General features: G+C 63.7%; 33 protein-coding genes and 1 pseudogene. 15 read left to right on the top strand and 19 right to left on the bottom strand.

Annotation, left to right across the window (positions count from 1 at the left end; genetic code table 11):
* Positions 1-66: 66 nt before the first annotated feature.
* Positions 67-783, bottom strand: a complete 717-nt coding sequence (locus tag JN279_RS05750; protein ID WP_202352250.1) for a uroporphyrinogen-III synthase — start codon at positions 781-783, stop codon at positions 67-69.
* 2 nt (positions 784-785) lie between these two features.
* A complete protein-coding gene (gene hemC / locus JN279_RS05745) occupies positions 786-1712 on the bottom strand; it encodes a hydroxymethylbilane synthase (protein ID WP_202352249.1) in 927 nt (308 codons plus the stop codon).
* 157 nt (positions 1713-1869) lie between these two features.
* Between hemC and tsaD the strand changes: the two genes are divergently transcribed.
* From tsaD to JN279_RS05710, 7 genes are all read left to right on the top strand, one after another.
* Positions 1870-2955 (top strand): tRNA (adenosine(37)-N6)-threonylcarbamoyltransferase complex transferase subunit TsaD, encoded by a 1086-nt coding sequence (gene tsaD / locus JN279_RS05740; RefSeq protein ID WP_202353652.1) that lies wholly within the window; start codon positions 1870-1872, stop codon positions 2953-2955.
* The gene (locus tag JN279_RS05735; RefSeq protein WP_202352248.1) at positions 2952-3983 is read left to right on the top strand and encodes an NAD(P)H-dependent glycerol-3-phosphate dehydrogenase; all 1032 of its coding nucleotides are present in this window, start codon (positions 2952-2954) and stop codon (positions 3981-3983) included. The genes tsaD and JN279_RS05735 overlap by 4 nt, the downstream gene beginning before the upstream one ends.
* 37 nt (positions 3984-4020) lie before the next feature.
* Positions 4021-4317, top strand: coding sequence for a YciI-like protein (locus tag JN279_RS05730; protein WP_202352247.1), 297 nt, complete (start codon positions 4021-4023; stop codon positions 4315-4317).
* 37 nt (positions 4318-4354) lie between these two features.
* Entirely contained in the window at positions 4355-4780 is a 426-nt protein-coding gene (locus JN279_RS05725; RefSeq protein ID WP_202352246.1) for an EVE domain-containing protein, read from the top strand.
* Positions 4735-5433, top strand: a complete 699-nt coding sequence (locus JN279_RS05720) for a class I SAM-dependent methyltransferase (protein ID WP_202352245.1) — start codon at positions 4735-4737, stop codon at positions 5431-5433. Before JN279_RS05725 ends, JN279_RS05720 begins: the two co-directional genes overlap by 46 nt.
* A 128-nt stretch (positions 5434-5561) precedes the next feature.
* Positions 5562-5978, top strand: coding sequence for a DUF1761 domain-containing protein (locus JN279_RS05715; protein WP_096451598.1), 417 nt, complete (start codon positions 5562-5564; stop codon positions 5976-5978).
* 16 nt (positions 5979-5994) lie between these two features.
* Entirely contained in the window at positions 5995-6738 is a 744-nt protein-coding gene (locus JN279_RS05710; RefSeq protein ID WP_096451600.1) for a glycosyltransferase family 25 protein, read from the top strand.
* A 28-nt stretch (positions 6739-6766) separates the two neighbouring features.
* Here JN279_RS05710 and gcvA read toward each other — a convergent pair whose 3' ends face one another.
* A complete protein-coding gene (gene gcvA / locus JN279_RS05705) occupies positions 6767-7696 on the bottom strand; it encodes a transcriptional regulator GcvA (RefSeq protein WP_096451602.1) in 930 nt (309 codons plus the stop codon).
* Between the two features lie 130 nt (positions 7697-7826).
* Between gcvA and JN279_RS05700 the strand changes: the two genes are divergently transcribed.
* Entirely contained in the window at positions 7827-8084 is a 258-nt protein-coding gene (locus JN279_RS05700) for a hypothetical protein (RefSeq protein WP_096451604.1), read from the top strand.
* Between the two features lie 68 nt (positions 8085-8152).
* Here JN279_RS05700 and JN279_RS05695 read toward each other — a convergent pair whose 3' ends face one another.
* A complete protein-coding gene (locus JN279_RS05695) occupies positions 8153-8749 on the bottom strand; it encodes a L,D-transpeptidase family protein (RefSeq protein WP_244734425.1) in 597 nt (198 codons plus the stop codon).
* 84 nt (positions 8750-8833) lie between these two features.
* On the opposite strand from JN279_RS05695, the gene JN279_RS05690 reads away from it, so the two are divergent.
* The 4 genes and pseudogenes from JN279_RS05690 to JN279_RS05680 all read left to right on the top strand — a co-directional run.
* Entirely contained in the window at positions 8834-9517 is a 684-nt protein-coding gene (locus JN279_RS05690) for a response regulator transcription factor (RefSeq protein ID WP_010912284.1), read from the top strand.
* 183 nt (positions 9518-9700) lie between these two features.
* Complete coding sequence (locus JN279_RS05685; RefSeq protein WP_202352244.1) at positions 9701-10156, top strand: Crp/Fnr family transcriptional regulator; 456 nt, start codon at positions 9701-9703, stop codon at positions 10154-10156.
* Between the two features lie 16 nt (positions 10157-10172).
* Positions 10173-10322 (top strand): hypothetical protein, encoded by a 150-nt coding sequence (locus JN279_RS38135; protein WP_244734424.1) that lies wholly within the window; start codon positions 10173-10175, stop codon positions 10320-10322.
* A gap of 2 nt (positions 10323-10324) precedes the next feature.
* A pseudogene (locus tag JN279_RS05680) lies at positions 10325-10663 on the top strand (GNAT family N-acetyltransferase); the annotation flags it as partial.
* Here the strand turns inward: JN279_RS05680 and JN279_RS05675 are convergent.
* The 3 genes from JN279_RS05675 to JN279_RS05665 all read right to left on the bottom strand — a co-directional run bounded on the left by JN279_RS05675 (position 10664) and on the right by JN279_RS05665 (position 15113).
* Entirely contained in the window at positions 10664-11470 is an 807-nt protein-coding gene (locus JN279_RS05675) for an exodeoxyribonuclease III (protein WP_202352243.1), read from the bottom strand.
* Between the two features lie 170 nt (positions 11471-11640).
* Positions 11641-12321, bottom strand: a complete 681-nt coding sequence (locus tag JN279_RS05670; RefSeq protein ID WP_096451614.1) for an outer membrane lipoprotein carrier protein LolA — start codon at positions 12319-12321, stop codon at positions 11641-11643.
* A 134-nt stretch (positions 12322-12455) separates the two neighbouring features.
* Positions 12456-15113, bottom strand: a complete 2658-nt coding sequence (locus JN279_RS05665; RefSeq protein WP_202352242.1) for a DNA translocase FtsK — start codon at positions 15111-15113, stop codon at positions 12456-12458.
* A gap of 196 nt (positions 15114-15309) precedes the next feature.
* On the opposite strand from JN279_RS05665, the gene JN279_RS05660 reads away from it, so the two are divergent.
* Positions 15310-15681 carry a hypothetical protein gene (locus JN279_RS05660; RefSeq protein ID WP_202352241.1) on the top strand — a complete coding sequence of 124 codons (372 nt, stop codon included), beginning with the start codon at positions 15310-15312 and terminating at the stop codon, positions 15679-15681.
* 140 nt (positions 15682-15821) lie between these two features.
* Here the strand turns inward: JN279_RS05660 and JN279_RS05655 are convergent, their stop codons facing one another.
* The 4 genes from JN279_RS05655 to tesB all read right to left on the bottom strand — a co-directional run bounded on the left by JN279_RS05655 (position 15822) and on the right by tesB (position 19332).
* Positions 15822-16097 (bottom strand): hypothetical protein, encoded by a 276-nt coding sequence (locus tag JN279_RS05655; RefSeq protein ID WP_096451620.1) that lies wholly within the window; start codon positions 16095-16097, stop codon positions 15822-15824.
* Between the two features lie 327 nt (positions 16098-16424).
* Complete coding sequence (locus tag JN279_RS05650) at positions 16425-17780, bottom strand: ammonium transporter (protein WP_010912290.1); 1356 nt, start codon at positions 17778-17780, stop codon at positions 16425-16427.
* Positions 17781-17811: 31 nt separating this feature from the next.
* Complete coding sequence (locus JN279_RS05645) at positions 17812-18150, bottom strand: P-II family nitrogen regulator (RefSeq protein WP_010912291.1); 339 nt, start codon at positions 18148-18150, stop codon at positions 17812-17814.
* Between the two features lie 321 nt (positions 18151-18471).
* Complete coding sequence (tesB, locus tag JN279_RS05640) at positions 18472-19332, bottom strand: acyl-CoA thioesterase II (RefSeq protein ID WP_095202728.1); 861 nt, start codon at positions 19330-19332, stop codon at positions 18472-18474.
* A gap of 99 nt (positions 19333-19431) precedes the next feature.
* On the opposite strand from tesB, the gene JN279_RS05635 reads away from it, so the two are divergent.
* On the top strand, positions 19432-20691 hold the full coding sequence (locus JN279_RS05635) for a ubiquinone biosynthesis hydroxylase (RefSeq protein WP_096451622.1): 1260 nt from the start codon (positions 19432-19434) through the stop codon (positions 20689-20691).
* Positions 20692-20851: 160 nt separating this feature from the next.
* On the opposite strand, the gene JN279_RS05630 is transcribed toward JN279_RS05635, so the two are convergent.
* The 3 genes from JN279_RS05630 to JN279_RS05620 form a co-directional block, all read right to left on the bottom strand.
* Positions 20852-21379, bottom strand: coding sequence for a hypothetical protein (locus JN279_RS05630; RefSeq protein ID WP_202352240.1), 528 nt, complete (start codon positions 21377-21379; stop codon positions 20852-20854).
* Between the two features lie 159 nt (positions 21380-21538).
* Positions 21539-21895 carry a YciI family protein gene (locus JN279_RS05625; protein WP_202352239.1) on the bottom strand — a complete coding sequence of 119 codons (357 nt, stop codon included), beginning with the start codon at positions 21893-21895 and terminating at the stop codon, positions 21539-21541.
* Positions 21892-22119 carry a hypothetical protein gene (locus JN279_RS05620; RefSeq protein ID WP_096451628.1) on the bottom strand — a complete coding sequence of 76 codons (228 nt, stop codon included), beginning with the start codon at positions 22117-22119 and terminating at the stop codon, positions 21892-21894. The genes JN279_RS05625 and JN279_RS05620 overlap by 4 nt, the downstream gene beginning before the upstream one ends.
* Before the next feature lie 244 nt (positions 22120-22363).
* Here JN279_RS05620 and JN279_RS05615 point away from each other — a divergent pair, with 244 nt between their 5' ends.
* Complete coding sequence (locus tag JN279_RS05615) at positions 22364-22789, top strand: OsmC family protein (protein WP_069090493.1); 426 nt, start codon at positions 22364-22366, stop codon at positions 22787-22789.
* A 274-nt stretch (positions 22790-23063) separates the two neighbouring features.
* On the opposite strand, the gene JN279_RS05610 is transcribed toward JN279_RS05615, so the two are convergent.
* The 5 genes from JN279_RS05610 to JN279_RS05590 form a co-directional block, all read right to left on the bottom strand.
* The gene (locus JN279_RS05610) at positions 23064-23693 is read right to left on the bottom strand and encodes a YceH family protein (protein ID WP_202352238.1); all 630 of its coding nucleotides are present in this window, start codon (positions 23691-23693) and stop codon (positions 23064-23066) included.
* Entirely contained in the window at positions 23690-23983 is a 294-nt protein-coding gene (locus JN279_RS38660; RefSeq protein WP_274608711.1) for a hypothetical protein, read from the bottom strand. The genes JN279_RS05610 and JN279_RS38660 overlap by 4 nt, the downstream gene beginning before the upstream one ends.
* Positions 23984-24033: 50 nt before the next feature.
* Complete coding sequence (locus tag JN279_RS38655; protein WP_274608662.1) at positions 24034-24321, bottom strand: nucleotidyltransferase domain-containing protein; 288 nt, start codon at positions 24319-24321, stop codon at positions 24034-24036.
* A gap of 147 nt (positions 24322-24468) precedes the next feature.
* On the bottom strand, positions 24469-25248 hold the full coding sequence (locus tag JN279_RS05595; protein ID WP_010912301.1) for a succinate dehydrogenase iron-sulfur subunit: 780 nt from the start codon (positions 25246-25248) through the stop codon (positions 24469-24471).
* A complete protein-coding gene (locus tag JN279_RS05590; RefSeq protein ID WP_096451634.1) occupies positions 25248-25685 on the bottom strand; it encodes a DUF3052 family protein in 438 nt (145 codons plus the stop codon). The genes JN279_RS05595 and JN279_RS05590 overlap by 1 nt, the downstream gene beginning before the upstream one ends.
* Position 25686: the final 1 nt, after the last annotated feature.

The following is a 25686-nucleotide window of genomic DNA, read 5'->3' as shown; positions in this document are numbered from 1 at the left end:
CGTGATGGTTCAGAAAGGGTCTAGCACATCACCAAGCGGTGAAAAGGGGCGGTGTGATGACGCGGCTCAGGGCATCACGCGCAAAAGCGCCAGCAGTGCCTCCTCGTCGGGCTGCGGCGCAACGTGGATTGCTTTGCCGGGGCTGTCGCCGAAAGGAGCGGCTATGCGCGCGGAAAGCGCGAAAACCTGTGTCTTTTCAAAGGCTCCTTGCAGGGCAGGCCGTTTGGCCAGGAGTTGCATGGCAGCGGCGGCCTTGGCCGAATAGAGCAGCACCGCATCGACCGGCTGGCTGGACAGCAGCGCAAGGATGGTCTCGTCGGAATACGGCACGGGCAACGTGTCATACGTCTCCACGGCCCGGACCTGGACTCCGGCAGCTTCCAGCCTCTGCTCGAACACCGGAAACCGCACGCGTCCGCAGAGATAGGTGATTGCCTTGCCGGGAAGCGCCATCGCGATGCTGTCGGCCAGCGCGTCGGCATCGCCCGAGCCTTCAAGGACCGAAGAGAACCCCTTCTTGCGCGCCGCTTCGGCGGTCCTGGCGCCCACGGCATGGCAAGGTAGGGCGGCAAGCGCCGCGATGACCTCGTTTGAGGCATGACGCACGGCGTTGGCGCTGGTGACGGCGACCGCGATGGCATCGCCGGTGACGAACTCCGCATCGACAGGCAAAGCCACCGTTTCGGTCAGCGGCAGAACGATCGGCTGAAAGCCTGTCTCCTGAAGCCGCCGCGCCGTGCGCGAGGCGCCCGGTTCCGGTCTGGTCACCAGGACGCGAAGCATGTTCAGAGCCAGCCGTCGAAGAATTTTTCACCGGCCTTGGCCCGCACCGACCGTGCGGCTTCATCGCCGATGCGGGTGGCATCCTGCGCCGATCCCTGCAGCTCGACCGTGTGCGACTGCCTGCCGTCGGGCGAGATGATCAGCCCGGCGAAGGAGAGCTTTCCGGCCTCGACCGAGGCATAGCCGGCGATAGGCGTGCGGCAGGAGCCGTCGAGCGCCGCCAGGAAGGCGCGTTCGCAGGCGAGCGCATGTCCGGTCGGCACATCGTGGATGGCTGCAAGCATCTTTTCAGCAGCGCGGTCGCCGATCCGGGTCTCGATGCCGATCGCGCCCTGGCCGGGTGCGGGCGGAAAGATGTCGAGCGGCATCAGATCGGTGGCGACATGCTCCAGGCCCAGCCGCTTCAGCCCGGCATAGGCGAGGATGGTGCCGGCGGCGACGCCTTCGTCAAGCTTGCGCAGCCGCGTCTGCACATTGCCGCGGAACATCACCACGTCGAGATCCGGCCGCATGCGGCGGATCAGCGCTTGCCGCCTGAGCGACGACGAGCCGATCTTCGCCCCGCGCGGCAGTTCGGCGATGGTCTTCGCCGCCTTGCCGACAAAAGCATCGCGCGCATCCTCGCGCGGCAGGAAGGCCGAGAGCTCCAGGCCGTCCGGCAGTTGCGTCGGCATATCCTTCGACGAATGCACGGCGATGTCGATCGCGCCCGCCAGCAGTGCTTCCTCGATCTCCTTGGTGAACAGGCCCTTGCCGCCGGCTTCCGACAGCGGCCGATCCTGGATGCGGTCGCCGCTGGTCGAGATGACGACCACCTCGAACGCTTCCGCCGGCAGGCCATGCGCGGCCATCAGCCGCGCCTGTGTCTCATGCGCTTGCGCCAAGGCCAGCGGGCTGCCGCGTGTTCCGATTTTCAAGGTTGTTTGCATGGCGCGCCGTCCGTGATAACCCCCGGCCGGAGCATTTTGCAGCCAAGTGGAGCCACTTGGCGTCGCGGAAATGCGGCCGAAATAACCGAGGCCTTTTCGGGCTTTCTCCTAACGGGGAAAGGCCCGATAAACAATCTCTTGGGATAGCGACGAATTGATCCGTGTTCTGGGCATTGAGACGAGTTGCGACGAGACCGCCGCCAGTGTCGTGGCGCTCGAAGGCGATGCCGCGCCGAAAATCCTGTCCAACATCGTGCTTTCCCAGATCGAGGAGCATGCCGCCTTCGGCGGGGTCGTGCCCGAGATCGCCGCGCGCGCCCATGTCGAGGCGCTGGACGGCATAGTCGAGGCCGCTCTTGCCGATTCGGGCACGGCCCTAGCCGATATCGATGCGATCGCCGCCACCGCCGGCCCCGGCCTGGTCGGCGGCCTGATCGTCGGGCTGATGACAGCCAAGGCGATCGCCGCGGCAGCCGGCAAGCCGTTGATCGCCGTCAACCACCTCGAAGGCCATGCCTTGACCGCGCGGCTGACCGACGGGCTCGAATTCCCCTATCTGCTGCTGCTGGTCTCCGGCGGTCACACGCAGATCTTGGCGGTGCGCGGCGTCGGCGACTATCAGCGCTGGGCCACCACCATCGACGACGCGCTCGGCGAAGCCTTCGACAAGACCGCCAAGATGCTCGGCCTGCCCTATCCCGGCGGCCCGAATGTCGAGAAGGCGGCACAGAAGGGCGACGACAAGCGCTTCGCCTTTCCTCGCCCCATGAAGGGCTCGGCGCAGCCCGATTTCTCCTTCTCCGGCTTGAAGACCGCCGTGCGCCAGGCGGCGACAGCGATCGAGCCCTTGAGCGACCAGGACGTCGCCGACATCTGCGCCTCATTCCAGGCGGCGGTGGCCGATGCGCTGGCTGACCGCGTCTCCCGCGCGCTGGCACGATTCAGCCAGACATTCCCCGGCACGAAGAACCCGGCTCTGGTCGTTGCCGGCGGCGTCGCCGCCAACCGCACCATCAAGGCGACGCTGGAACGCCTCTGCACTGACGCCGGCTTCACCTTCGTCGCGCCGCCGCTCAAACTGTGCACCGACAACGCCGCGATGATCGCCTGGGCCGGCATCGAACGGCTGCGCGAAGGCATGGCGCAGGAGAACGGCTTCGATTTCGTGCCGCGCTCGCGCTGGCCGCTCGACAGCATCTCGGCACCGATGGTTGGTTCCGGCCGGCGCGGAGCCAAGGCATGACTGATGAAGCCATGAGCGGCCAAGACGTCGGCAATCCCGGGAAAGGTAGCTGGCGCGTCACCGTGCTCGGCGGCGGCGCCTGGGGCACAGCGCTGGCCCTGGCCATGCTGCGCGCCGGCCATGCGGTGCGCCTGTTCGCGCGCGACCCGGAAACCGTGGCCGCGATCGGCCGCGGCGAGAATCCGCGCTACCTGCCCGGCATCGCCATTGCACCCGGCATCGAGGCGACATCCGACATTGCGGCGGCGCTCTCCGGGGCCGATTGCGTGCTGGCGGTGACGCCGGCGCAGTCGCTGCGGGCGACACTGGCGGCAGCGAAGGATCATATGCCTGACGGCATCCCGCTCGTTCTCTGCGCCAAGGGCATCGAGCGCGACACCGGCGCCTTGCTGTCGGCCATCGCTAGCGAAATCCTGCCGCGAAACCCGGTCGCCGCGCTCTCCGGCCCAAGTTTTGCCACCGATGTCGCCCGCGGCCTGCCGACGGCGGTGGTGGTCGCCGCCGGCGACGAGACCCTGGCGGCGGACCTTGCCGCCCGCTTTTCCGCCGAGAATCTGCGCTGCTATTCGAGCGACGACCTGATCGGCGTCGAGATCGGCGGCGCTTTGAAGAACGTCTTTGCCATTGCCGCCGGTGCCGTCACCGGCGCCGGGCTCGGCGCCAGCGCCCAGGCCGCCATGGTGACGCGCGGCTTCGTCGAACTGCGCCGCATCGGTGCGGCCTTCGGCGCCAGGCCAGAGACCCTGATGGGGCTTTCCGGCCTTGGCGACCTGCTGCTGACCTGCTCATCCGCCCAATCGCGCAATTTCGCCTACGGGCTGGCGCTCGGGCAAGGCAAGGCGCTTGCCGGACTGCCGCTGGCCGAGGGCGTGCCGACGGCAGCGATCGCCGCCCGCATCGCCGCCGAACGTGGCATCGACGCACCGATCATCACCGCCGTCGCGGCCATTCTGGACGGCGCCATCACCATCCGCCAGGCCGTGACGGCCCTGATGACTCGGCCGCTGAAGACCGAAACCAACGATTGATCCCCTCGACCTCGATCCCAAGAACCAGGAGAAGACCATGCTGTTTGCTTTTGTTTGCAAGGACAAGCCGGGAAGCCTGCAGATACGCCTCGACACGCGGCCCGTGCATGTCGCCTTTCTCGAAGAGCTGAATGCGCAGAAGAAACTGGCCTTTGCCGGTCCGTTCCTCGATGCCGATGGCAAGCCCAATGGCAGCCTCGTAGTCGTCGAGGCGCCGGATCTGGCCGCCGCACAGGCCTTGTCGGCCGCAGACCCCTATGCCAAGGCCGGACTGTTCGAAAGCGTCGAAATCCGCCAGTGGAACTGGACGTTCAACAAGCCGGCGGCTAGTTAATCCAGTCGCCGCACCTGGATCGCAAGGAGGAGAAAACATGAACTACTGGCTGTTCAAATCCGAACCCTCGGTTTTCTCCTTCGAGGCGTTGAAGGCCAAGGGCAAGGCCGGCACGCAGTGGGACGGCGTGCGCAACTACGCCGCCCGCAACAATATGAAGGCCATGCAGATCGGCGATCTCGGTTTCTTCTACCATTCCAATGAGGGGCTCAACATCGTCGGCATCGCTGAGGTCTGCGCGCTGGCCCACCCCGACACCACCTCCGACGATCCGCGCTGGGAATGCGTCGACATCCGGGCGGTTCGCGATGTGCCGAACCCGCCGACGCTGGAACAGGTAAAAGCCAATCCGAAGCTTGCCGACATGGCGCTGGTGCGGCTTGGGCGGCTTTCCGTGCAGCCGGTCACCCCGGCCGAATGGAAGGAAGTCTGCCGCATGGGCGGCCTGACGCCTGCTCCGTGACGGCCCTCACCCCGCACAGCGCCAAGCAGTTTATCCTCGACAACACGGCGCTTATGGCGCCGCCGCACGTGCCTGAGATTCTGCTGCATCTGGCCGATGAAGCCCACGATCTTTGGCAGCGGACCGAGGACGAACTGGTGGAGATCGGCCTGCCGCCGCCCTTCTGGGCCTTTGCCTGGGCCGGCGGCCAGGGCCTCGCCCGCTATGTCCTGGACAATCCCGACACGGTGCGGGGCAAGCGCGTGCTCGACTTTGCCTCGGGTTCCGGCCTCGTCGCCATCGCTGCCGCCAAGGCTGGTGCGGCCGGGGTGATCGCCGCCGACATCGACCCGTTCTGCGCCACCGCGATCCGCCTCAACAGCGAGGCCAATGGCGTCGGCATCGACTTCCTCGCCAGCGACTGCATCGGCACCGATGCGGGCTGGGACGTGGTGCTCGCCGGTGATGTTTTCTACGACAAATCCTTCGCCGACCGCCTGATGCCGTGGTTTGCGACGCTCAAGGCGCGTGGCGCCGAGATCTTCGTCGGCGATCCCGGCCGGTCCTATATGCCCAAGACAGGGCTGGAGCCGCTTGCGGTCTATGAGGTGGAAGTCACGCGGGCGCTGGAGGATTCCCTGGTCAAGCGCACCACCGTCTGGCGCTTTGCTTGACGCCATCGCCGAAGCGCTTGATACAACGTGCATCGGGCAATTCCAGGAAAAGTGCTTAGCGGTTTTCCCACGGGAATTGCGTCAAAACAAAAAGATGTCACATGGCCTGCGTCAGGAGGGGGAAGCTCATGGATTTTTCAGCAGTGAACTGGCTGGCGGTCATCGCCGCCGCCGTCGTGGCTTGGCTGTTCGGCGCCGCCTGGTACATGGGGTTGAGCAAGCCTTGGCTGAAGGCCGCCAAGCTCGATCCGGCGACGATGAAGAAATCGCCGCTGCCTTTCGTCATCAGCTTCATCGCCGAACTGGTCATGGCTTACATCATGGCGCTGGTTGTCGGCGCGATGACCGGTGGTGAGCCGACATTGCTTGCCGGGCTTGTCTTCGGCTTCGTGCTTTGGCTGGGTTTCGTCGCCACGACGCTGTCGGTCAACCATCGCTACGAGAATTTCGGCTGGGGCCTGACCCTCATCGATGGCGGCCATTGGCTCGGCGTCTTGCTGATCATCGGTGCTGTGATCGGCTGGTTCGGCGCCGCGGCAAGCTGAGACGGGCGCGTTGACGATGGCGGATGAGCAGGGATTTCCACGCGACCTGGTGTTCACCCGGATCTGTCACGTCAAGCAGGGCTATGACGACCGGCGCCGCCATATTGTCCGCGAATTCGAGCGGCGCGGCGTGCCGGTCTATTTTTACACGGACTGGGACCGGCCCGATATCACCCCGGAGATCCGCAACGAGCTGGTCGCGCCCGCCTTTACCCACCCGCCAGCCGTCTCGCTGGCGCTGAAACATGTCGGCATCTGGCGTGATTTCCTCGAGACCGACCTGCCCTATTGCCTGGTCTTCGAGGATGACGTCTTCCTCGCCCGCGACTTCGTCGCCAAGTTCCGGCGGGGGCTTGCCGAACTCGGCAGCCCTGCGCGCAAGGCCGTCATCTATCTCGGCAATGGCAGCAACTACTACACACCGAGCTGGAAATTGCGGAAGGGCCAGAGGCTTTACCCGGCACTGCATGCCAGATGCACCGATTCCTATCTCATCACCCGCCCGGTCGCCGAAGCCCGCTGCGCCTGGATCGAGCAGAACAAGATATACACCTCGATCGACCACCAGGTCGAACAGATGGACGAGAAGCTCGGCATTGAGATGCTGTGGTTCGAACGTCCGATTGTCGAACAAGGCAGCGAAAACGGCGCGTTTCAGACGTCCATTTCCGCGAAAAACTATCCGCGTTTGTACAAAAGCCTGAAATGGAAATGGAAGAAATACACCCGCATGATCTTCGGCCACAACGCCCGGTCGTGACCGGAAGATCGGACCTGGCGCAGCCGGCTCATGCCTCCGTGCCGTGGGTCTTTGCCGCCTCCTCGAGAAGCCATTCGCGAAACGCGACGATGCGCGCGTCGTCCTTTGCGGTTTCCGGATAGACCAGGAAATAGGCGAACTCCGGCGCGACCTTGATGCCGAGCTCGAAGGGGCGGACGAGACGCCCTTGCGACAAATCGTTGGCGACCATGGCGAAGTCAGCCAGCGCCACGGCATTGCCGTCGAGTGCCGCCTGCGTGGCGTCGGTCGAAGAGCCGAAGACGAGGGTGCGGCTGTCGTCGAAATCGTCGACGCCGGCCGCCTGCATCCACATGCGCCAGTTCGGCCAGGTGACGCCTTGCCGCGACCATTCGATATGCGCGAGCGTGTGCCGGAAAAGGTCGCGCGGTTCATTGAGCGGCGGGCCAGAAGCAAGCAGGGCCGGGCTGCACACCGGAATGATGATGTTGTCGAACAGCCGGTGCGCGCAAAGCCCCGGATATTTGCCGGTGCCGAAGCGGATGCCGATATCGACGTCGTCGCGCTCGAAATCCCTGACATCGTAGGTGATGTCGAAGCGCAGCTCGATGCCCGGCCTTTGATGGCGAAAATCGTCGATGCGCCGCATCAGCCATTTCGTCGCGAACTGCGCGTCGAGCGTCACTTTCAAGAGCGCCGTGCCGCGCGTCGTCTTGCGAGCCCGCGACACCGCCCGGTTGAGCAGGTCGAGCGCGTCGATCGAGGCCTCGAACAGCACGTTTCCCGCTTCCGTCAGCCGCATGGTGCGGCTGGTGCGCGTGAACAGCACCAGGTCGAGCTGATCCTCGATCTCCTTGACCTGGTGGCTGACCGCGGCCGGCGTCAGCCCAAGCTCGTCGGCGGCGCGGGTGAAATTGAGGTGACGCGCTGCCGCCTCGAAGGTCCTCAATGCGCGGGTTCCGGGCAGGAGGCGAGACATCCGGTCTCCAAATAAAACTTGATGATCTGAAAAGAACTACTCGTTTCCCGTTTATTTTTCAATCCGGCATGATTGCAGCATCGAGATACCTTCAAACCAGATTTGACATCTGGAGAAACCGGATAAAGCCATGACCGACCTCGCTCTGAAATCCCACACCGCCCTCAAATCCCGCTCCGGCATCGCACCCTGGCTGCACGCCGCAATCGATTGGCTGCGTCAGGCGCGGGTCGCCGCCCGGCTTCCGCACGAGTCTGTTGAGGGTCTCTCCGAGAGCCAGTTGCGCGACATCGGCGCCGAACGCCGGGATATCGCACAGGTGATGGACCGGGAACTCCGCGAAATCGGCCTGCTGGGCACGGGTTGGCAGAAACCGGGCAGGAGATAGGGGAATAAGGCGGTAGGGCAATAGGGAAAGTCAGGACGCCGGAAGACACTCGCTACTGCCCTACTGCACTACCTCACCACCCTCACCACCGTCCGGTCCGACAGCAGCGGTAAGAGCCGCGCCATGGTGCGCGCGGTCACCGCGACACAGCCTTGCGTCGGCGTGAAGCCTGGGCGTGCCAGGTGGAAGAAGATGGCGCTGCCGCGCCCGCGGCGACGCGGCGAAATGTTCCAGTCGAGCACCAGGCAGGCATCGTAGAGCCGGTCGTCGCGCCGCATGCGCTCATGGCTGGCGCCATAGGGGATCCTGACCGGCCTGTTGTAGTTGCGGTCGTCCGGCACCTCGCACCAGCCGAGATCGGGCCCGATCGGGGTCATCGCCAGCCGGGTCCTGCGGCCACCGGCAAACTGATCTCCCCGAAAGTAACCCGACAGGATCCGCATCGCGCCAAGCGGCGTGGCGCCATCACCCTCGCGCTTGTCGGCCGAGATGCCACCGCGCCCCAGCGCGCAGGCAAACACCATTTTTCCGGCCTGCAGCAGGCCCTGTGTTGGATGGCCGGGCCTTGCCCGCACGGTCAGCACACGCAGCCGTTTTGGCAAAATTGCGCCGGCTGCATTGCGATCGCGTTTTTTCTTGTATGATCGTGCCACGGAACAAATCACTGTGATCGGCTATTGTGTCGGCCAGCTTCCGCATAAATACGCAGCGGTCAAATGAATTCACTTTTCAAAACAACGGATTGATCCATGACTTCACGCACCATCCTAATCGTCGACGACGACGACGACCTGCGCGGCACACTGGTCGAGCAACTCGCCCTCTATGAGGAATTCGACGTGCTGCAGGAAGCGACTGCGGCAAAAGGCGTCACCGCCGCGCGCGGCGGCCTCATCGACCTGCTCATCATGGATGTCGGCCTGCCCGACATGGATGGCCGCGAGGCCGTCAAGATCCTGCGCAAGGGCGGCTACAAGGCGCCGATCATCATGCTGACCGGCCACGACACCGATTCGGACACGATTCTGGGTCTCGAGGCCGGCGCCAACGACTATGTCACGAAGCCGTTCCGCTTCGCGGTGCTGCTGGCGCGTATCCGCGCTCAGTTGCGCCAGCACGAGCAGAGCGAGGACGCCACCTTCTCGGTCGGTCCCTACACCTTCAAGCCTAGCCAGAAGCTGCTCATCGACCCGCGCGGCGGCAAGGTGCGGCTGACGGAGAAGGAAGCCTCGATCATCAAATATCTCTACCGCGCCGACCAGAAGGTGGTGACGCGCGACGTGCTGCTGGAGGAGGTCTGGGGCTACAATTCCGGCGTCACCACGCACACGCTGGAAACCCATGTCTACCGGCTGCGCCAGAAGATCGAGCGCGATCCTTCCAATGCGGAAATTCTTGTGACAGAAAGCGGTGGCTACAAGCTGGTTCCTTAAACATTTCACTATCCAATTAGCAATTCCAGGAAAAGTGTGGGCGGTTTTCCGTCCGGAATTGCGTAAAACTAAATGGATAGAGCGGTCTGGGCGGGCCGCTTTCGGGTGCGATCCTGTTGGAGGGTATTCAGGATCTGCTCGTGAAGGAGGGATTGGACTGACCGTTCGGGGACGCAGCTAGAGATGGCGTTGGATGACGACATCCGCATCCTGTCCGCCGTGAGCCTCTTCCAGGGTTTCACGCAGGAACAGCTGCGCCTGCTCGCCTTCGGCGCCGAGAACACCCTGCTGCAGGCCAACCACAAGCTTTACCGCGAGGACGACGAGGCCGATTCGGCCTACGTCGTGGTCAGCGGACGCATCGTGCTCTATCGCGAGCAGGGCGGCGAGCGCATTCCCATCGGCAGCGCCGGCCCCGGCACCATCCTGAGCGAACTGGCATTGATCGCCGACACCAACCGGCTGACCAGCGCGTCGGCCGAAATCGACTCGGAAGTGATCCGGCTCAGCCGCAAGATGTTCCGTCGCATCCTGGAGGAATATCCCGAAGTCGCGGTGAAACTGCACGAGCGCATTTCCGAGGAATTCCAGGCCATGATCCGCCGCATCGAGAAACTGGCGCCGCGGTTTTCCGGCTGAGGAGAGCGAGGCGGACATGACCTTTCAGCTTGTTCGCGCCACCGAAAACGACCTGCCCTTCATCATGGCCACCGAACGGCGCGAGGGCTACGGCGCGTTCGTTGGCGTTGGGACGAGCCGCGCCATCGCCAAGCCTTTGCCGACGGTGCGCACGCCTATTTCGTAGGGACCGAACGTTCCGTGCCGAACGGCTTCGTGATCCTGCGCGGTTGGGCTTCTGCCGAACGTGTGACATTGGTCAAGCGCATAGCCGTCGTCGCGCCGGGGCAAGGCCAGGGCCGAGCGCTGCTCGCGGCGGCGGTTGAGCGGGTCTTTGTCGAGACCGACGCCTACCGGCTCTGCATCGGCCTCTTTCCGGACAATCATCGCGCACGGCGCGCCTATGAGGCCGTTGGATTCACAGCCGAGGGCGTTGCGCGAGGCAGTGCGTTCTTCAACGGCGTGCATCGCGACGAACTGGTCATGGCGCAACTGCGGCCGGAGTGGGAAAAGCGCCGGTCCGGATAATCAATCGAGATCGAACCGCGCAATCACAGGCACATGGTCCGACGGTCGATCCCAGCCGCGCGCCGCCCGCAGGATCTCGTAGCCGGCGAAATCAGACACCAGGTTGGGTGACGACCAGACATGGTCGAGCCGCCGGCCGCGATTGGACAGCTCCCAATCCTGCGCGCGATAACTCCACCAAGTGTAGAGCTTCTGATCTATCGGCACATTGAGCCGCATCAGGTCGACCCAGTTGCCGGCGAGCCGCATCGCCTCGAAGTTTTCGGTCTCGACGGGTGTGTGGCTGACGACGTTGAGCAATTGTTTGTGCGACCAGACGTCGTGCTCGAGCGGCGCGATGTTGAGGTCGCCGACCAGCACCGAGGCGGACACCTCGCTATGCTCGGCGCGGATGGCGTTCATCTCGGCGACGAAATCGAGCTTGTGCTTGAATTTCTTGTTGATTTCGGGATCGGGTTCGTCGCCGCCAGCCGGCACGTAGAAATTGTGCAGCAGGATCGTCTTGCCGCCGGCCCGTACCGTCACCGACAGATGCCGGCTGTCCTCGATCTCGCAGAAGCGTCGCTTTTCGACCACCTCGATCGGCCGCCGCGCCACCGTCGCGACGCCGTGATAGCCCTTCTGGCCATGGAAGGCGATGTGTTGGTAGCCGAGCCTGCGGAATGCCTTTTCGGGAAACAGCTCATCGGGAACTTTCGTTTCCTGCAGGCAGAGCACATCGGGGGCGTACTCGTCGAGCAGGCGCTCGACGATCGGCATGCGCAGGCGAACGGAGTTGATATTCCAGGTGGCAATCGAAAAGGGCATTCGCAATCCAGGACAGCGTGTGTCCGGCCAGACCGCTGGGCTCTGGCGGAGAAGACGCCTATTGACGGAGTCAGTCCCGGGAACCTGCCAGCCGAAGGCTGCAAATACAAGCCGGGCCGCGCTCGGCGAGTCGCGGCCCATTACTTTCCACAGCTATTGGAGCGATCGGTCTACCGCGTCTTGGTGTTCAGCTCTCGGTTGGCCGTATAGTCGATGGCGAAGGTGTCGGGCGCGAAGCTGACGCCTTCCTTGGTGTTGAAGATCATCACCGTGGTGTCCTTGCCCTGTGCGTCGGTGATCGTCCACTGGCGCAGATCATAGGTTTTCGGATCGAACATCATGGTGATCATCGCATTGCCGAACACCGACTTGTCGGCGAGCTTGATAGTGGTGAGGTCGTCTTCTTCCTTGACGCTCTTGACGCGGTCGCCGGAGAGGTCGATGCGGTCGTCGAGCAGCAATTTCAGCGGCGTCTTCGACAGCGGATAAAGATCGGAGGTCTTCATTTTCTTGTTGAGGATGACCACCGACTTGCCGTCCGAAATCACCTTGAAATTCGATGACCCGTCATAGTTGAAGCGGATCTTGCCCGGCCGCTCGAGGAAGAACTTGCCGCCGGTCTGCTCGCCCTTGGGGCCGAACTGCACGAATTCGCCGCTCATCGATTTGACCGAGGAAAAATGGTCGGCGATCTTCTGCGCGGCGGCAGGCACGGCGGCCTGCGCCGAGGCCAGCAACTCGAAGCCGGGCACTACATTGAGGGCGGTGGCCCCCGCTGCGACAAGGCCGAGGCCAAGCAGCTGGCGGCGGGTGGGAGCAAAATCGCTGAGTGCGGAAAGATCGTTCTTCATGTCGGTCACTCGCTTGGTGGTTCCTGTATCTGTCGCTGTGGTGAACCCCCAGTTGGGCTGAAGTTTGGCGGTAGCGCGGCGCTGCTTCGCCTCAACGCGCCAGAGGGTTCAAAGTTGCCGTGAACTCCCCGCCATCAAAATTTGTCGTCTTCGGTCGGCACCAGGATCTCGCGTTTTCCGGCATGGTTGGCCGGGCCGACAATGCCTTCCTTTTCCATCTTTTCGATGATCGAGGCGGCGCGGTTGTAGCCGATGCCGAGACGACGCTGGATATAGCTGGTCGAGGCCTTTCCGTCGCGCAGCACCACGGCCACCGCCTGGTCGTAGGGATCGTCGGAATCGTCCAGATTGCTGTTGCCGCCACCCCCGCCGGAGCCGCCCTTGCCGGACGGTTCGTCATCATCCTCGTCATCATCCTCGGTGATGGCGTCGAGATATTCGGGCACGCCCTGCAGCTTCAGATGCCCGACGATCTTCTCGACCTCGTCGTCAGAAACGAAGGGCCCGTGCACGCGCTGGATGCGCCCGCCGCCGGCCATGTAGAGCATGTCGCCCATGCCGAGCAGCTGCTCGGCGCCCTGCTCGCCCAGAATGGTGCGGCTGTCGATCTTCGACGTCACCTGGAAGGAGATGCGGGTCGGGAAGTTGGCCTTGATGGTGCCGGTGATGACATCGACCGACGGACGCTGCGTCGCCATGATGACGTGGATGCCGGCGGCACGCGCCATCTGCGCCAGGCGCTGCACCGCGCCTTCGATGTCCTTGCCGGCGACCATCATCAGGTCGGCCATTTCGTCGATGATGACGACGATGTAGGGCATCGGCTCGAGGTCGAGATTCTCCGTCTCGTAGATCGCCTCGCCTGTCTGACGGTCGAAGCCGGTCTGTACCGTGCGCGAAATCTTCTCGCCTTTTTTCTCGGCCAGCTGAACGCGAGCGTTGAAGCCGTCGATGTTGCGGACGCCGACTTTGGACATCTTGCGGTAGCGGTCCTCCATCTCGCGCACGGTCCATTTCAGCGCCACCACCGCCTTCTTCGGATCGGTGACGACGGGCGTCAAAAGATGCGGGATGCCGTCATAGACGGACAATTCCAGCATCTTCGGGTCGATCATGATCAGCCGGCATTCCTGCGGCGTCAGCTTGTAGAGCAGCGACAGGATCATGGTGTTGATGGCGACGGATTTACCGGAGCCGGTGGTGCCGGCGACCAGCACGTGCGGCATCTTGGCGATGTCGACGATGACCGCTTCGCCATTGATGCTCTTGCCCAGCGCCAGCGCCAGCTTGGACTTGGTCGTCTCGAAATCGCGGCTGGCCAATATCTCCCGGAGGTAGACGGTTTCGCGCTTGGCATTCGGCAGTTCGATGCCTATCGCGTTGCGGCCGGGAACCACGGCGACGCGGCAAGCGATAGCGCTCATCGAGCGGGCGATGTCGTCGGACAGGCCGATGACGCGCGACGATTTGATGCCGGGCGCCGGTTCCAGCTCATAAAGGGTGACCACCGGACCGGGTCGCACGGCGATGATCTCGCCCTTGACACCGAAATCCTCCAGCACGCCCTCGAGCAGGCGCGCATTCTGCTCCAGCGCATCCTTCGACAGGCTTGCGTCCTTGGCGACGTTCTTCGGTTCGGACAGGAAATGCAGCGACGGCATTTCGAACGTGTCCGAGCCGATCAGCGAGGTCTGCGCCTCGCGCTGGACGCGCGCGCCCGGGGCCGGGCGCGGCGCCGGCGCTTCGACGCGGGTTGCGGCGTCGGAGCGGAACTGCTGCACCTTGGCCGTGGGGGCCCCACGGCGCTGGGTGACGGGCTCGTCGTCGAAATCCACGTCGTCGCGGTCGAAGATATCGTCATCGTCCGGATCGACGGATACGCTGCGGTCATTGACCATGGCGGCGAAGAATTCCGGTTCGACGCGAGCGCGGCCGTCCGGGCTCATCCGCTGTTCGGCGAATTCGGCCGATTCGACCCGTTCGGCGGCGCGCCGCCAAGCGGTGGAGCGCGGCTCCATCTCCGGCTCGTACTCATCGCGTTCCTGCCTGCGGCGCACGGCGCGGCGATGCATCCACGCGCGCAGCGACAGCCACCAATGGGTGATGGCGCCGAGCGCTAGTATGCCCTCGTCGCCCTCATCCTCGTCATTGTCGAACAGCAGATCGTCCTCGCGCGGGTCCGCGGCGGCCGGCTCCTCCATCACGGCGAAGCCGTTCTTGCGCCCGATCAGCGCCGAGCCATAGGCGAACAGCCAGAGCGTCGGCGCCGCCAGCAAGACGGCGAACACGCTGGCGATCAGCCCGGTTGGATAGCCACCGATGAGCACGCCGGGAATCTTGAGCACCATGTCACCGAACACGCCGCCGAGGCCGGTGGGCAGCGGCCATGTCTTGGGCGGCACGATGCAACCGGCGATCGCGGCGGCGAGCAGCGCGAAACCGAACCAGAACAGTCCGCGCTTGGGCAGCCTGTCGACGCCGCGCGCCGAAAACAAGAGATACCCCCAGATCACAGCCGGAACCAGCGCCGCAACCGCGGCGAGGCCGAAGAACTGCATGGCAAGGTCGGAGAACACGGCACCCGCATAGCCCATGGCGTTGGTGACGGTGTTGCTGGTGGCGTGCGAGAAGCTTGGATCGGCGACGTTCCAGGTGGCGAGGCTGGCGACCCCGAAGGCTACAGCCAGGAACAGGCCGGCGCCGACCAGCCGGCCGACCTGGCGCCGTGCGAAAGCCTGGATGCCGTGCCCCGTATCGGTCAGCGCGAGCGGTGCTGAAGCCCCTGAACGCATGCTCTTCCCCGTCAGTGATTGCCTGGCCGCAGCACATGACGCACTCCGGCAGATTCGGATGCCAGACTATCGGTGGGAAGGTTAAGGGCGCATTAACTATAAGAGGTTGAGATCATCAAACCCCGTCACTTCAGGTTGAAGCGGAAGCGGACAGGGCGTGCAGCGTCGCCGTGCGACCACCAAGGTGGATAGAGGCATGCAATCTGTCTTCCTTCGCGTGGCGGCTCTCGCCTGGGCAGGGCTTAGCCTCGTGCTCGCCCTGCATTGGTTTATCGACCTCGGCATGGTGGGCTTTCCTGATGGCTACATCACGCCCTTCGCGCGGGCGACCGGCCCACTCCTGCACCTGCTTGCCTTCGCCTGTTTGATACAGGGCCTGTATTTTCTGTACAGAACTCTCTTCGGCAAGGGATTTGGGGTACTGGGCCTGGGCCTGCAAATTCTGATTGCGGCCGTCCTGACGGTGGCGCCGGCGTTGATTGTCTGGAATTGCCCCCATTCACAGACCTGCAGCAATGCCTATGAGGCGCTGACAAACACCATGATGGATGACGGGATCGGTGGATAGACCCGCCGGTCGGGCCAGGGAACCCTGCTGTCTTCGCTAACGCTGCTTTGACCAAACGAGGCAATGGCGGGCACCAAGGCCCGCCATCATCCGCTCGTTCATGGACATCAGTCAGGCCATCCGGCCGCCCGTCTCACGCATCAGTTCGCGCCGCCGAGCATATGGACGTTGGCGCAGAACTCGGCGTGCGGCTTGCTCATCGCCGCATCCTGGCATTCCTTCTTCATTGCTTCCTGCTTTTCCATCGGCATGGCCATGAAGGCGGCCTTGAATTCCGCCATCGGCTTCATGGTTTTCATGCTGGAATCGGTGAAGAACGGCGCCATATTGTCCGGCTCATCGAGTGCACCGGCAAATGCAACGCCGCTGACCATGGAAAGAGCAAGTGCCCCGAGGCAAATGTTCTTGAAGTTCATGAGGAGTTCCTTCCCTGTGTTTTTACACACGAGCGTCATAACGACGATCGCATCCACAGTTCGGAGCCAGGGCGGTCGATGTTTCCTCGAAAAGCGTCCTCACACGAACGTGACGGCGCAAAGTTGATCTCAATCAGGATGATTTTGCCAAAAAAAGAGGCCCGGATCGCTCCGGGCCTCAATGCGTGAGCCTCTTTCGAGAACGTCACGACGGGATCTTTGGAGCAATTCCAAGGAAAGCCAAATTGCGGGTTTCCTGGAATTGCGTGAAGGAATAATGGGGCCGGCGGGAGGAGGGTTCCGCCGGCCCCGTTGGCGAGGCTGGCCTTACGGCACCACTTCGCCATGCTGGGAGATATCGAGGCCTTCGACCTCTTCCTGGGTCGTCGGACGCAGGCCGACCAGCGCCTTGACGATGTAGAGGATCACGAAGGTAGCAATCGCGGTCCACAGGATGGTGAAGACGATGCCGTAGAGCTGGGTGACCACCGAGCCGCCCTTGCCGAGCGCGTTGATCGCCGGGTCGGCGAGCGCACCGGTGAGCAGCGCACCGATGATGCCGCCGACGCCGTGCACGCCGAAGGCATCGAGCGAGTCGTCATAGCCGAACATATGCTTCACCTTGACAGCCGAGATGTAGCAGAGCACGCCGGCGACGATGCCGATGATGAAGGCGCCTGTCGGGTTGACGAAGCCGGAAGCCGGCGTCACCGCGACGAGGCCGGCGACGGCACCCGAGATGATGCCGAGCACCGAGGGCTTCTTGGCGACGATCCATTCCGCGAACATCCAGGCGAGCGCGGCGGCAGCGGTGGCGACCTGCGTGTTCATCATCGCAGCGCCGGCAAGACCGTCGGCCGCCAGTTCCGAACCGGCGTTGAAGCCGAACCAGCCGACCCACAGCAGCGAAGCGCCGATCACCGAATAGACCAGGTTGTGCGGCGCCATGTTGGTGGTGCCGTAGCCTTCGCGCTTGCCCAGAACCAGCGCGCAGACCAGACCCGCGACACCGGCGTTGATGTGGACGACCGTACCGCCGGCGAAGTCGAGCACGCCAGCCGTGCCGAGGAAGCCGCCGCCCCAGACCCAATGCGCGATCGGGCAATAGACCACGATCAGCCACAACGCCATGAACAGCAGCAGCGCCGAGAACTTCATGCGCTCGGCGAAGGCACCGGCGATGAGGGCAGGCGTGATGATGGCGAAGGTCATCTGGAACATCGAGAAGACGAATTCAGGAATGTTCGAGACCCCAGGCAGCCAGAGCGTCGAGACCGTGATGCCGTGATGGAAGAATTTCGAGAAGCCGCCGAGATAGGCATTCATGCCGCCGCCGTCGGAGAAGGCGAGCGAATAGCCGAACATGAACCACAGCACCGTCACCAGGCAGGTGATGGCAAAGCTCTGCATGATGGTGGCGAGCACGTTCTTCTTGCGCACCATGCCGCCGTAGAACAGCGCCAGGCCCGGGATGGTCATCATCAGCACCAGCGCCGTCGAGGTCAGCATCCAGGCGGTGTTGCCGGTGTCGAGCACCGGGGTGGGAGCGGCGGCCGGCGCGGCAGCGGCAGCGGCCGGAGCTGCTTCCTGCGCGAAGGCGGCGACGCTGCCCAATGCTGCGAGAGCAAGCGAGCCCAGAAGGGCCGCCCGTCCCGTCGTCTTCAAGGTGGAAGAAATATTCATTGAACTCTCCATTGGAATACGTGTTCGCCGCTCAGAGCGCGTCGGTGTCTGTTTCGCCGGTGCGGATGCGCACCGCCTGATCGATGCCGAAAACGAAGATCTTGCCGTCGCCGATCTGGCCGGTCTTGGCCGCGGCGGTGATGGCTTCGACGGCCTTGTCGACCGTGTCGGCACTGACCGCGACCTCGATCTTGATCTTCGGCAGGAAACTGACCGCGTATTCCGCTCCGCGATAGATTTCCGTATGTCCCTTCTGACGCCCGTAGCCTTTGACTTCGGTGACGGTCAGGCCCTGGATGCCGACGGCGGTAAGCGCTTCGCGCACCTCGTCCAGCTTGAACGGCTTGATGATTGCCATCACGATTTTCATAAGGTTTCACCCTTTGCTGTTGCGGTCCCCCGCGTTTGCACGACTTCACCGATCCCAAAGAGCCGGAGAGTGCCCACAAGGATTCAAGCTCCGTGCCAAGTGCCGAAGCAGCATGTTAACCTGTTGTAAACAAAGGGAATGGAGCGATTGGAGGCAGCAGGTGCCAATGCCTGCGGCACGTCATATGCTCAAAAATTATGCAATTTTTCGATTTTGCCTAATTTGCCGGCTTTGAGCACGATCCCGAAAGCCGAGCCCGGTTTTCTCGGACAAGCGCTTTTCGTTTATCCAGAGATCCTGCTCAAACAAGACTCGCAATGCTCAACGCTTGAGCCGGATCAACCCTTCCTGCGCCATCGAGGCGATCAACGTGCCGTCACGCGCGTAAAGCGTGCCGCGGCTGAAGCCGCGCGATCCCGAGCTTGACGGGCTGTCCTGCGCATAGAGCAGCCAGCCGTCGAGCGAATGCGGCCGGTGGAACCACATCGAATGGTCGAGGCTCGCCGCCTGGATGTCGGGATCGAACAGGCCGCGCCCATGCGCGAAGGTCGAGGTGTCCAATAGCGTCATGTCGGAGAGATAGGCGAGCAGCACCGACTGCAGCGCGCGATCGTCGGGAACCGGCCCGGCAAGGCGGATCCAGACATTCTGCCGAGGCGGCAGCTTGTCGCGGCTTTCATAATGCTGGAGATTGACCGGCCTGAGCTCCAGCGGCCGCTCGCGCGCCCAGAAGCGGCGCACCGCCTCCGGCACGCGCTCGGCCCTTTCGAGCAGCTGCCGCTGCGTCTGCAGCCCTTCCGGCGGCGGCACGTCATCGGGCAGCGCGAACTGGTGTTCCAGTCCCTTCTCATCGACCTGGAACGAGGCTTCGAGCGAAAAGATCGCCTGTCCGTGCTGGATCGCCAGCACGCGGCGGGTGGTGAAGGAGCCGCCGTCGCGTATGCGGTCGACCTCGTAGACGATGGGCACCCTGATGTCGCCCGGCCGCATGAAATAGCCGTGCAGCGAATGCACGAAGCGGTCCGGCTCCACCGTCCGTTGCGCCGCCACCAGCGCCTGGGCGATCGTCTGGCCGCCGAACACGCGCTGCCACTCCACCTGGGGGCTGCGACCACGATACAGATTGTGTTCCAGCCTCTCGAGGTCGAGAATGCGCAGAAGCTCGTCGATCGCCGCCGTCATGTTTTGTGACCTCGCCGCAAAATTGCTATGGCGGTTTCCGACAGGAAGAACGAGCCGTCAAGGGCGCCAGCCACGGCCGGCGCGCAAGGAGCTAAGACGATGGAACGCAAGGCGGACGCCAAGACCAGATCCGGGCTCGATGTTCTCGTCGCCGGCGCCGGCTATGTCGGGCTGGCCACCGCCGTCTCGCTGAAACAGGCGCGGCCCCATTTGGCGGTGGCACTGGTCGATGCCGCGCCTGCCGGCGCCTGGCAACGGGACGGTCGTGCCTCGGCCATCGCGGCGGCCGCCTGCCGCATGCTCGACCAGCTCGGCGTCTGGGCCGAGATCGCGCCGCAGGCGCAGGCGATCACCGAGATGATCATCACCGATTCGCGCAGCGCCGATCCGGTGCGCCCGGTGTTCCTGACCTTCGGCGGCGAGGTGGCGCCGGGCGAGCCCTTCGCGCATATGGTCGCCAACAAGTCCTTGAACGGTGCCTTGCGGACCCGGGCCGAAAAGCTCGGCATCGACATCATCGAAGGCGTGGCGGTGCAGGGTTTCGAGACCAATGGTGCCGGCATATCGGTGCATCTGGCCGACGGGGCCGCGCTGACGGCGCGGCTGCTGGTCGCCGCCGACGGCGTCAACTCGAAGCTGCGCGACATGGCCGGCATCAAGACGGTGAAATGGGAATATGGCCAGTCCGGCATCGTCTGCACCGTGGCGCATGAACGCCCGCACAATGGCCGCGCCGAAGAGCACTTCTTGCCGGCCGGCCCCTTCGCCACGCTGCCGCTGAAACCCGACGAGGACGGCACCAACCGCTCCTCGATCGTCTGGGTCGAACGCGCGGAAGATGCCAAAGCGCTGGTGGAAGGCGACGATCTCGTCTTCGAGCATGAACTCGAACAGCGCTTCGGCCTGAAGCTCGGCGAAATCCGCGTTGCCGACAAGCCGCGCGCATGGCCGCTCGGCCTCACCATCGCGCGCGCCTTCGTCGCGCCACGCGTGGCGCTTGCCGGCGATGCCGCCCACGGGATTCACCCGATCGCCGGCCAGGGCCTCAACCTCGGCTTCAAGGACGTCGCGGCACTTGCCGAGGTCATCGTCGAGGCCGACCGGCTCGGCCAGGATATCGGCGCTCTCGACGTGCTCGAGCGCTACCAGCAATGGCGCCGCTTCGACACGGTGCAGATGGGGATCACGACGGATGTGCTGAACCGGCTGTTCTCCAACGACATCGCCCCGCTGCGCGCCGTCCGCGACATTGGCCTCGGCCTCGTCGAGCGCATGCCGCGCCTGAAGGCGTTTTTCATCCGCCAGGCGTCGGGACTGTCGGCCGGCACGCCACGGCTGCTGAAGGGCGAAGCGATCTGACTGTCTCACGCACACGCCAGGGTGTGTTGAGATTCAGGTCAGGCCGAGTCGAAAACGATGGCTTACGAGAACCGGAGCGGAGCGTACTTAAGTACGTGAGCACCGGAAGCGCAGGAAGCCGTCGTTTGCAGGCCAGCCTCACCTGAATATCAGCACACCCTCAATTTACCTCGAAACCTAGCTTTTGCCGCAGCCGCAGCATGCGCTGGTCGGCGATCTCAAGGCGCTTCTCGCCGCCCTGGGCAGCGCGGTTGACCATCTGCAGCAGGTCGTTGCGCTCGGCGACATCCAGACGCTCGCGCAGGAACGGTGCCAGCTTGTCGATGACGACGGTGGTGTCGTCGATCTGCGAGGCCGCCCATTTGGCGTAGATCACCGCCTCGTCGGTCTTCTTCTTGTCGGCGATCTCGGAAATGACCGCGCGGATGACGGCCTCGCGCTGCGGCAGGATGGGCCCATTCTCGGAGACGATCGATGTGATCAGCGTCGCCGCGGCGACCACCGGGTCGTCGATCGCCGTCAGTGGCGATAGCGCCGCCTGCTTGCGCAGCTTCTTGCGCCTGATGTTGCCTTGCACGCGCCCGACGACGTCGGCGACCTCGCGCGCAGCGTCGTTCATGGCCTTCATCCGGTACCACCAGAACGCCGCCGCTCCGAGCACGCCAAGGACAGCAATCAGGAAAGGCATGTCGAAATCCCCCAGGAACCCGCGCGACGATAAGAGAACTGTCGCCTTGCTTCAACACGCGAGAGTTGACCCCGGCCAAGAAATTCAATTTGCGGCTGGTGACGCTTTGGCGATTAAACAAGCCGATCTGCCGCCCCAACCGCCAAAGCCAGATGCCATCTATGACCCCGGTATGTCGTAGATCGCCCGCACCTCGATCGTGCCGATCTCGGCCAGCGGAATGCCGGCGGCGATGTCCAGCGCTTCGTCGAGATTGTCGGCCTCGACCATGACGAAACCGAGCAGCTGTTCCTTGGTTTCGGCGAACGGGCCGTCGGTGACAAGGCGCTTGCCCTCGCGCCGCCGCACCGACTTCGACGTCCTCACCGATTGCAGCGCCTGCGCGATGATCAGCTTGCCCTCCTGGTCCAGGGACCTGTCATAAGCCAGTGAATCCGCGTCGAGCTTGGCCCCGCGCTCCGCGGTCAATGCGTAGAGGTCTTTTTCCTCGCCATAGACCAGGCAGACATATTTCATTGCGACCTCCCCTGCTGCGGCGAACCATAAGATGCGATAACGAGCGTGTCAGCCTTGCCTTCGACCGCCGCCGCATGGTCAAGAAGGCATGCCGCGACCCCGATGATGGCAACAGCCGCAAGCAGCCGGCCGAAGACGGGCGCCGGCGGATCCATCCAGAAGTCTTCCTGTCGCCCGGCCTTGTTGCCCGGGCTCTTCCACAATGCGAAAAACAGATTGTCCATGTGAACCTCCATCCGGCCACAATCTCGTGGCCGCCCGCAGGACGGCTGGGCCGGGTGGGAGTCGACATTTTTTGTCCGAATATTTTTTCAGGAAAGCCCGGTTATTTTTTCCGGAAGGCATGAGCCATCATCGTGCGCCCTCATCGTGCCGTGGTCCAAACAGCGCAGTGGTCTTCGCGCCCACCCGCGCTATAGTTGACCGGATGCCACTCAGGCCAAGTTCAAGACAACCAAGGAGGACTTCATGGACCGCACCGCAACCGCCGTCTGGAAAGGCAATCTGAAAGAAGGCAAGGGCACGCTCGACAGCCAGAGCGGGACGCTCAAAGGCACGCCCTATTCGTTCAAGGCGCGTTTCGAGGATGAAAGCGGCAAATCCGGCACCAATCCGGAAGAGCTGATCGCGGCCGCGCACGCCGGCTGCTACGCCATGCAGCTTTCGCACTTCCTGGCCGAGAACGGCACGCCCGCCGCCGAGCTCGACGCCAAGGCCGTGGTGACGCTGGTTCCGGGCACCGGCATCACCGGCAGCGCGATCACGCTGGTCGGCAAGGTGCCCGGCATCGATGCGGCGAAATTCAAGGAACTGGCCGAGAAGGCCAAGGCCGAATGCCCGGTCTCCAAGGCGCTTGGCGCCATCAAGGTGTCGCTCGACGCGAAGCTGGGGTGATCGGCGTTTCTATCTGAAGGGCAGCGATCCTTCGCCCCCCTCTCTGCCCTACCGGGCATCTCCCCCTCAAGGGGGGAGATCAGATGTCATGCCGGCTTTCGCAAATCACCAACGTTGCAAGAGAAGCGCCAGCGCTGGAACTGCCAATCTCCGCCCTTGAGGGGGTTGAGGAAAGGTCCGCGAAGCGGACGGAAAGCCAATTGCTTGGCTTTTCGAACGACGAACGTCCGGCAGGACAGAGAGGGGGGCCTCGCGCCGCCGTCTCCGTTGACTGTTAAGCCCCCAGCGCGTCGAGCCGGGCGCGCAGAGCGGCGACTTCCTGCTCCAGCGCCTCCACTCTCGCCTGCAGGTCAGAGTGAGGCGTGGCCGGCGCGCTGCGCTGGACCGATAGGGCCGCAACGTCCACGGCTCCTGCGAGAAGATGCACGTAGCGGTCCTCGCGCTGGCCTGGCCCGCGCGGGATTTCCTGGATCAGCGGCGGCCGGCGGCCGATCAGCATGTCGAGTTCAGCGCGCAGATCTTCGATCGTCGAAAACCGCGCCATGCGTTCGCTACGCGCCAGGAGTTCATGCGCCGTTTGCGGCCCGCGCAGCAAGAGCAGGCCGATCAAGGCGGTCTGCGGCGTGGTCAGCGAGAAGCGCTGCGCCATCTGATGCTCATAGCGCTCGACGCGCGAGCCGAACATCTGCCGCACCAGCCCCTTCTGCTCGAGCAGCTTCAGTCCGCGGTGCACCTCTGTCTGCTCCAGCGCCATGACAGGCTCGCGCGCCGTCTTCTGGTTGGCGGCGGCAAGGGCTGCATTGAGCGTCAGCGGGTAGACGTCAGGCGTCAGCTCCTTCTTCTCGATCAGGCAACCGAGCACGCGGGCTTCGACGGGATTGAGGATGGGAAGGTCTTCGCTCATGAAAGTTGTTCAGCCTCCTGACGATAAAACACGGTTGCAAGGGCATGTTTGCGCGCCTGGCGGGCATCATCCCTCACCGGAGCGGCAAGGTTCATTGCGTGATGACCATATCGCGCTTCGAGATAGCGCGCGATGGCGGTCGGGATGAGACCGGACCCCATCTCCCGCGTCCGGCTTTTCCGCTCGATCAGGCCGCGGATTTCCTTTGCTGCCGGCACCGGCACGGCCGTCTGGTCGAGGCATTCGCCGAGGTTCATCGGCGGCAGGCCGGCAGAGCCGCGCTGTTCCATCCAGTCCAGGGCCACCAATGGCCGGATCAAATAGAACAGCTTCTTCAGTTTCACCTCGCCGGAAAAACTGCCGATCTTGGCGACATGCGAGCGCGGACGATGACCGCATTGCCGCCGAGCGCCAGGAGCAAGGCCTTGCGCAAATCCCAACCACCGGCATCGATCTCGCCTTCAATCGGAAACTCGATGACGTCGCGCGGCTGTTGCAGGACGAGGTGATCCGACACGCGCCTGATATAGACAAAGCGGCAGTCATAGTCGCTGTCCGGAGACGGAAAACCCCAGGCGCGACTGCCGCTTTCGATGGCGAACAGGATTTTTACACCCTGGCTTCGCACCAGATCGAGGCGTTCGCGGAGGGCCCCGACGGCGTCCGGCGAAAAGTCAGCGGGTAGTTTCGGCGTCAGACTCGGCGCTCCACCATCATCTTCTTGATCTCCGCAGCCGCGTCGCCGAAGGCGCGCAAAAAGGAAAAGCGATCGCGGTTAGACTCGACGCTCCACCATCATCTTCTTGATCTCCGCGATCGCCTTGGCCGGGTTGAGGCCTTTGGGGCAGGTCTGGGCGCAGTTCATGATGGTGTGGCAGCGATAGAGCCGGAACGGGTCTTCGAGATTGTCGAGCCGCTCGCCCTTGGCCTCGTCGCGGCTGTCGATCAGCCAGCGATAGGCCTGCAAGAGCGTCGCCGGGCCGAGATAGCGGTCGCCGTTCCACCAGTAGCTCGGGCACGAGGTGGAGCAGCAGGCGCACAATATGCACTCGTAGAGCCCGTCGAGCTTCTCGCGGTCTTCGTGGCTCTGCAGCCATTCCTTGGCCGGCTGTGGCGACACCGTCTTCAGCCACGGCTCGATCGAGGCATGCTGGGCGTAGAAATTGGTGAGGTCGGGCACCAGGTCCTTGACCACCTGCATATGCGGCAGCGGATAGACTTTCACGGCGCCGGAAATGTCGTCGCAGCCCTTGGTGCAGGCCAGCGTGTTGGAGCCGTCGATGTTCATGGCGCAGGATCCGCAAATGCCTTCGCGGCAGGAGCGGCGCAAGGTCAGCGTCGGGTCGATCTTGTTCTTGATCCACAGCAGCGCGTCGAGCACCATCGGCCCGCAATCGTCCATGTCGACGAAATAGGTGTCGATGCGCGGGTTCTCGTCATCGTCCGGCGACCAGCGGTAGATGCGGTATTCCCGCAGATTGGTGGCGCCTTCCGGCTTCGGCCAGGTCTTGCCCTGCTGGATCTTCGAATTCTTGGGGAGCGTCAGTTCGACCATTACCTCAGGTCCTTTCGGATGACGAGCTTCAGCCCGGACCAGATTTCATTGACGGCGGCGACCTTGACGTCGACGAGGTCGCGTTTCAGCGCTTCGGTGCGCACGACGCCTTCGGTGACGTCGGTCGGCACTTTCGATGCCTTCTTCGGCCAGGACACCCAGACCATGCCGTTGCGCTTGATCGCCGCCTCGACATCGCCGAGGCGATCCTCGATCTCGGCGCGCTGCCGGGTGAAGGCATGAACGGCGTCGTATTTCAAAACAGCCCCTGAAATGGCAGACCAATCGGCCAGCCGATCGACTTCGGCAAAAGCCACGGCGTCAGTCAGGTCGTCGAGTTCCGGCGGCAGCGCGATGAAGGCGGCAGTCATGCCGTCCTTCAGGCCAAGCTTGGCCGGAAGGGGCGTGCCGGAATATCCCGAGGCCGCCGGTGTCATG

The organism is Mesorhizobium sp. 113-1-2 (assembly GCF_016756475.1).
Classification (GTDB): Bacteria; Pseudomonadota; Alphaproteobacteria; order Rhizobiales; family Rhizobiaceae; genus Mesorhizobium; species Mesorhizobium loti_C.
The sequence above is the reverse complement of the archived record's forward strand: the minus strand, read 5'-3'. Positions and strand labels throughout refer to the sequence as shown.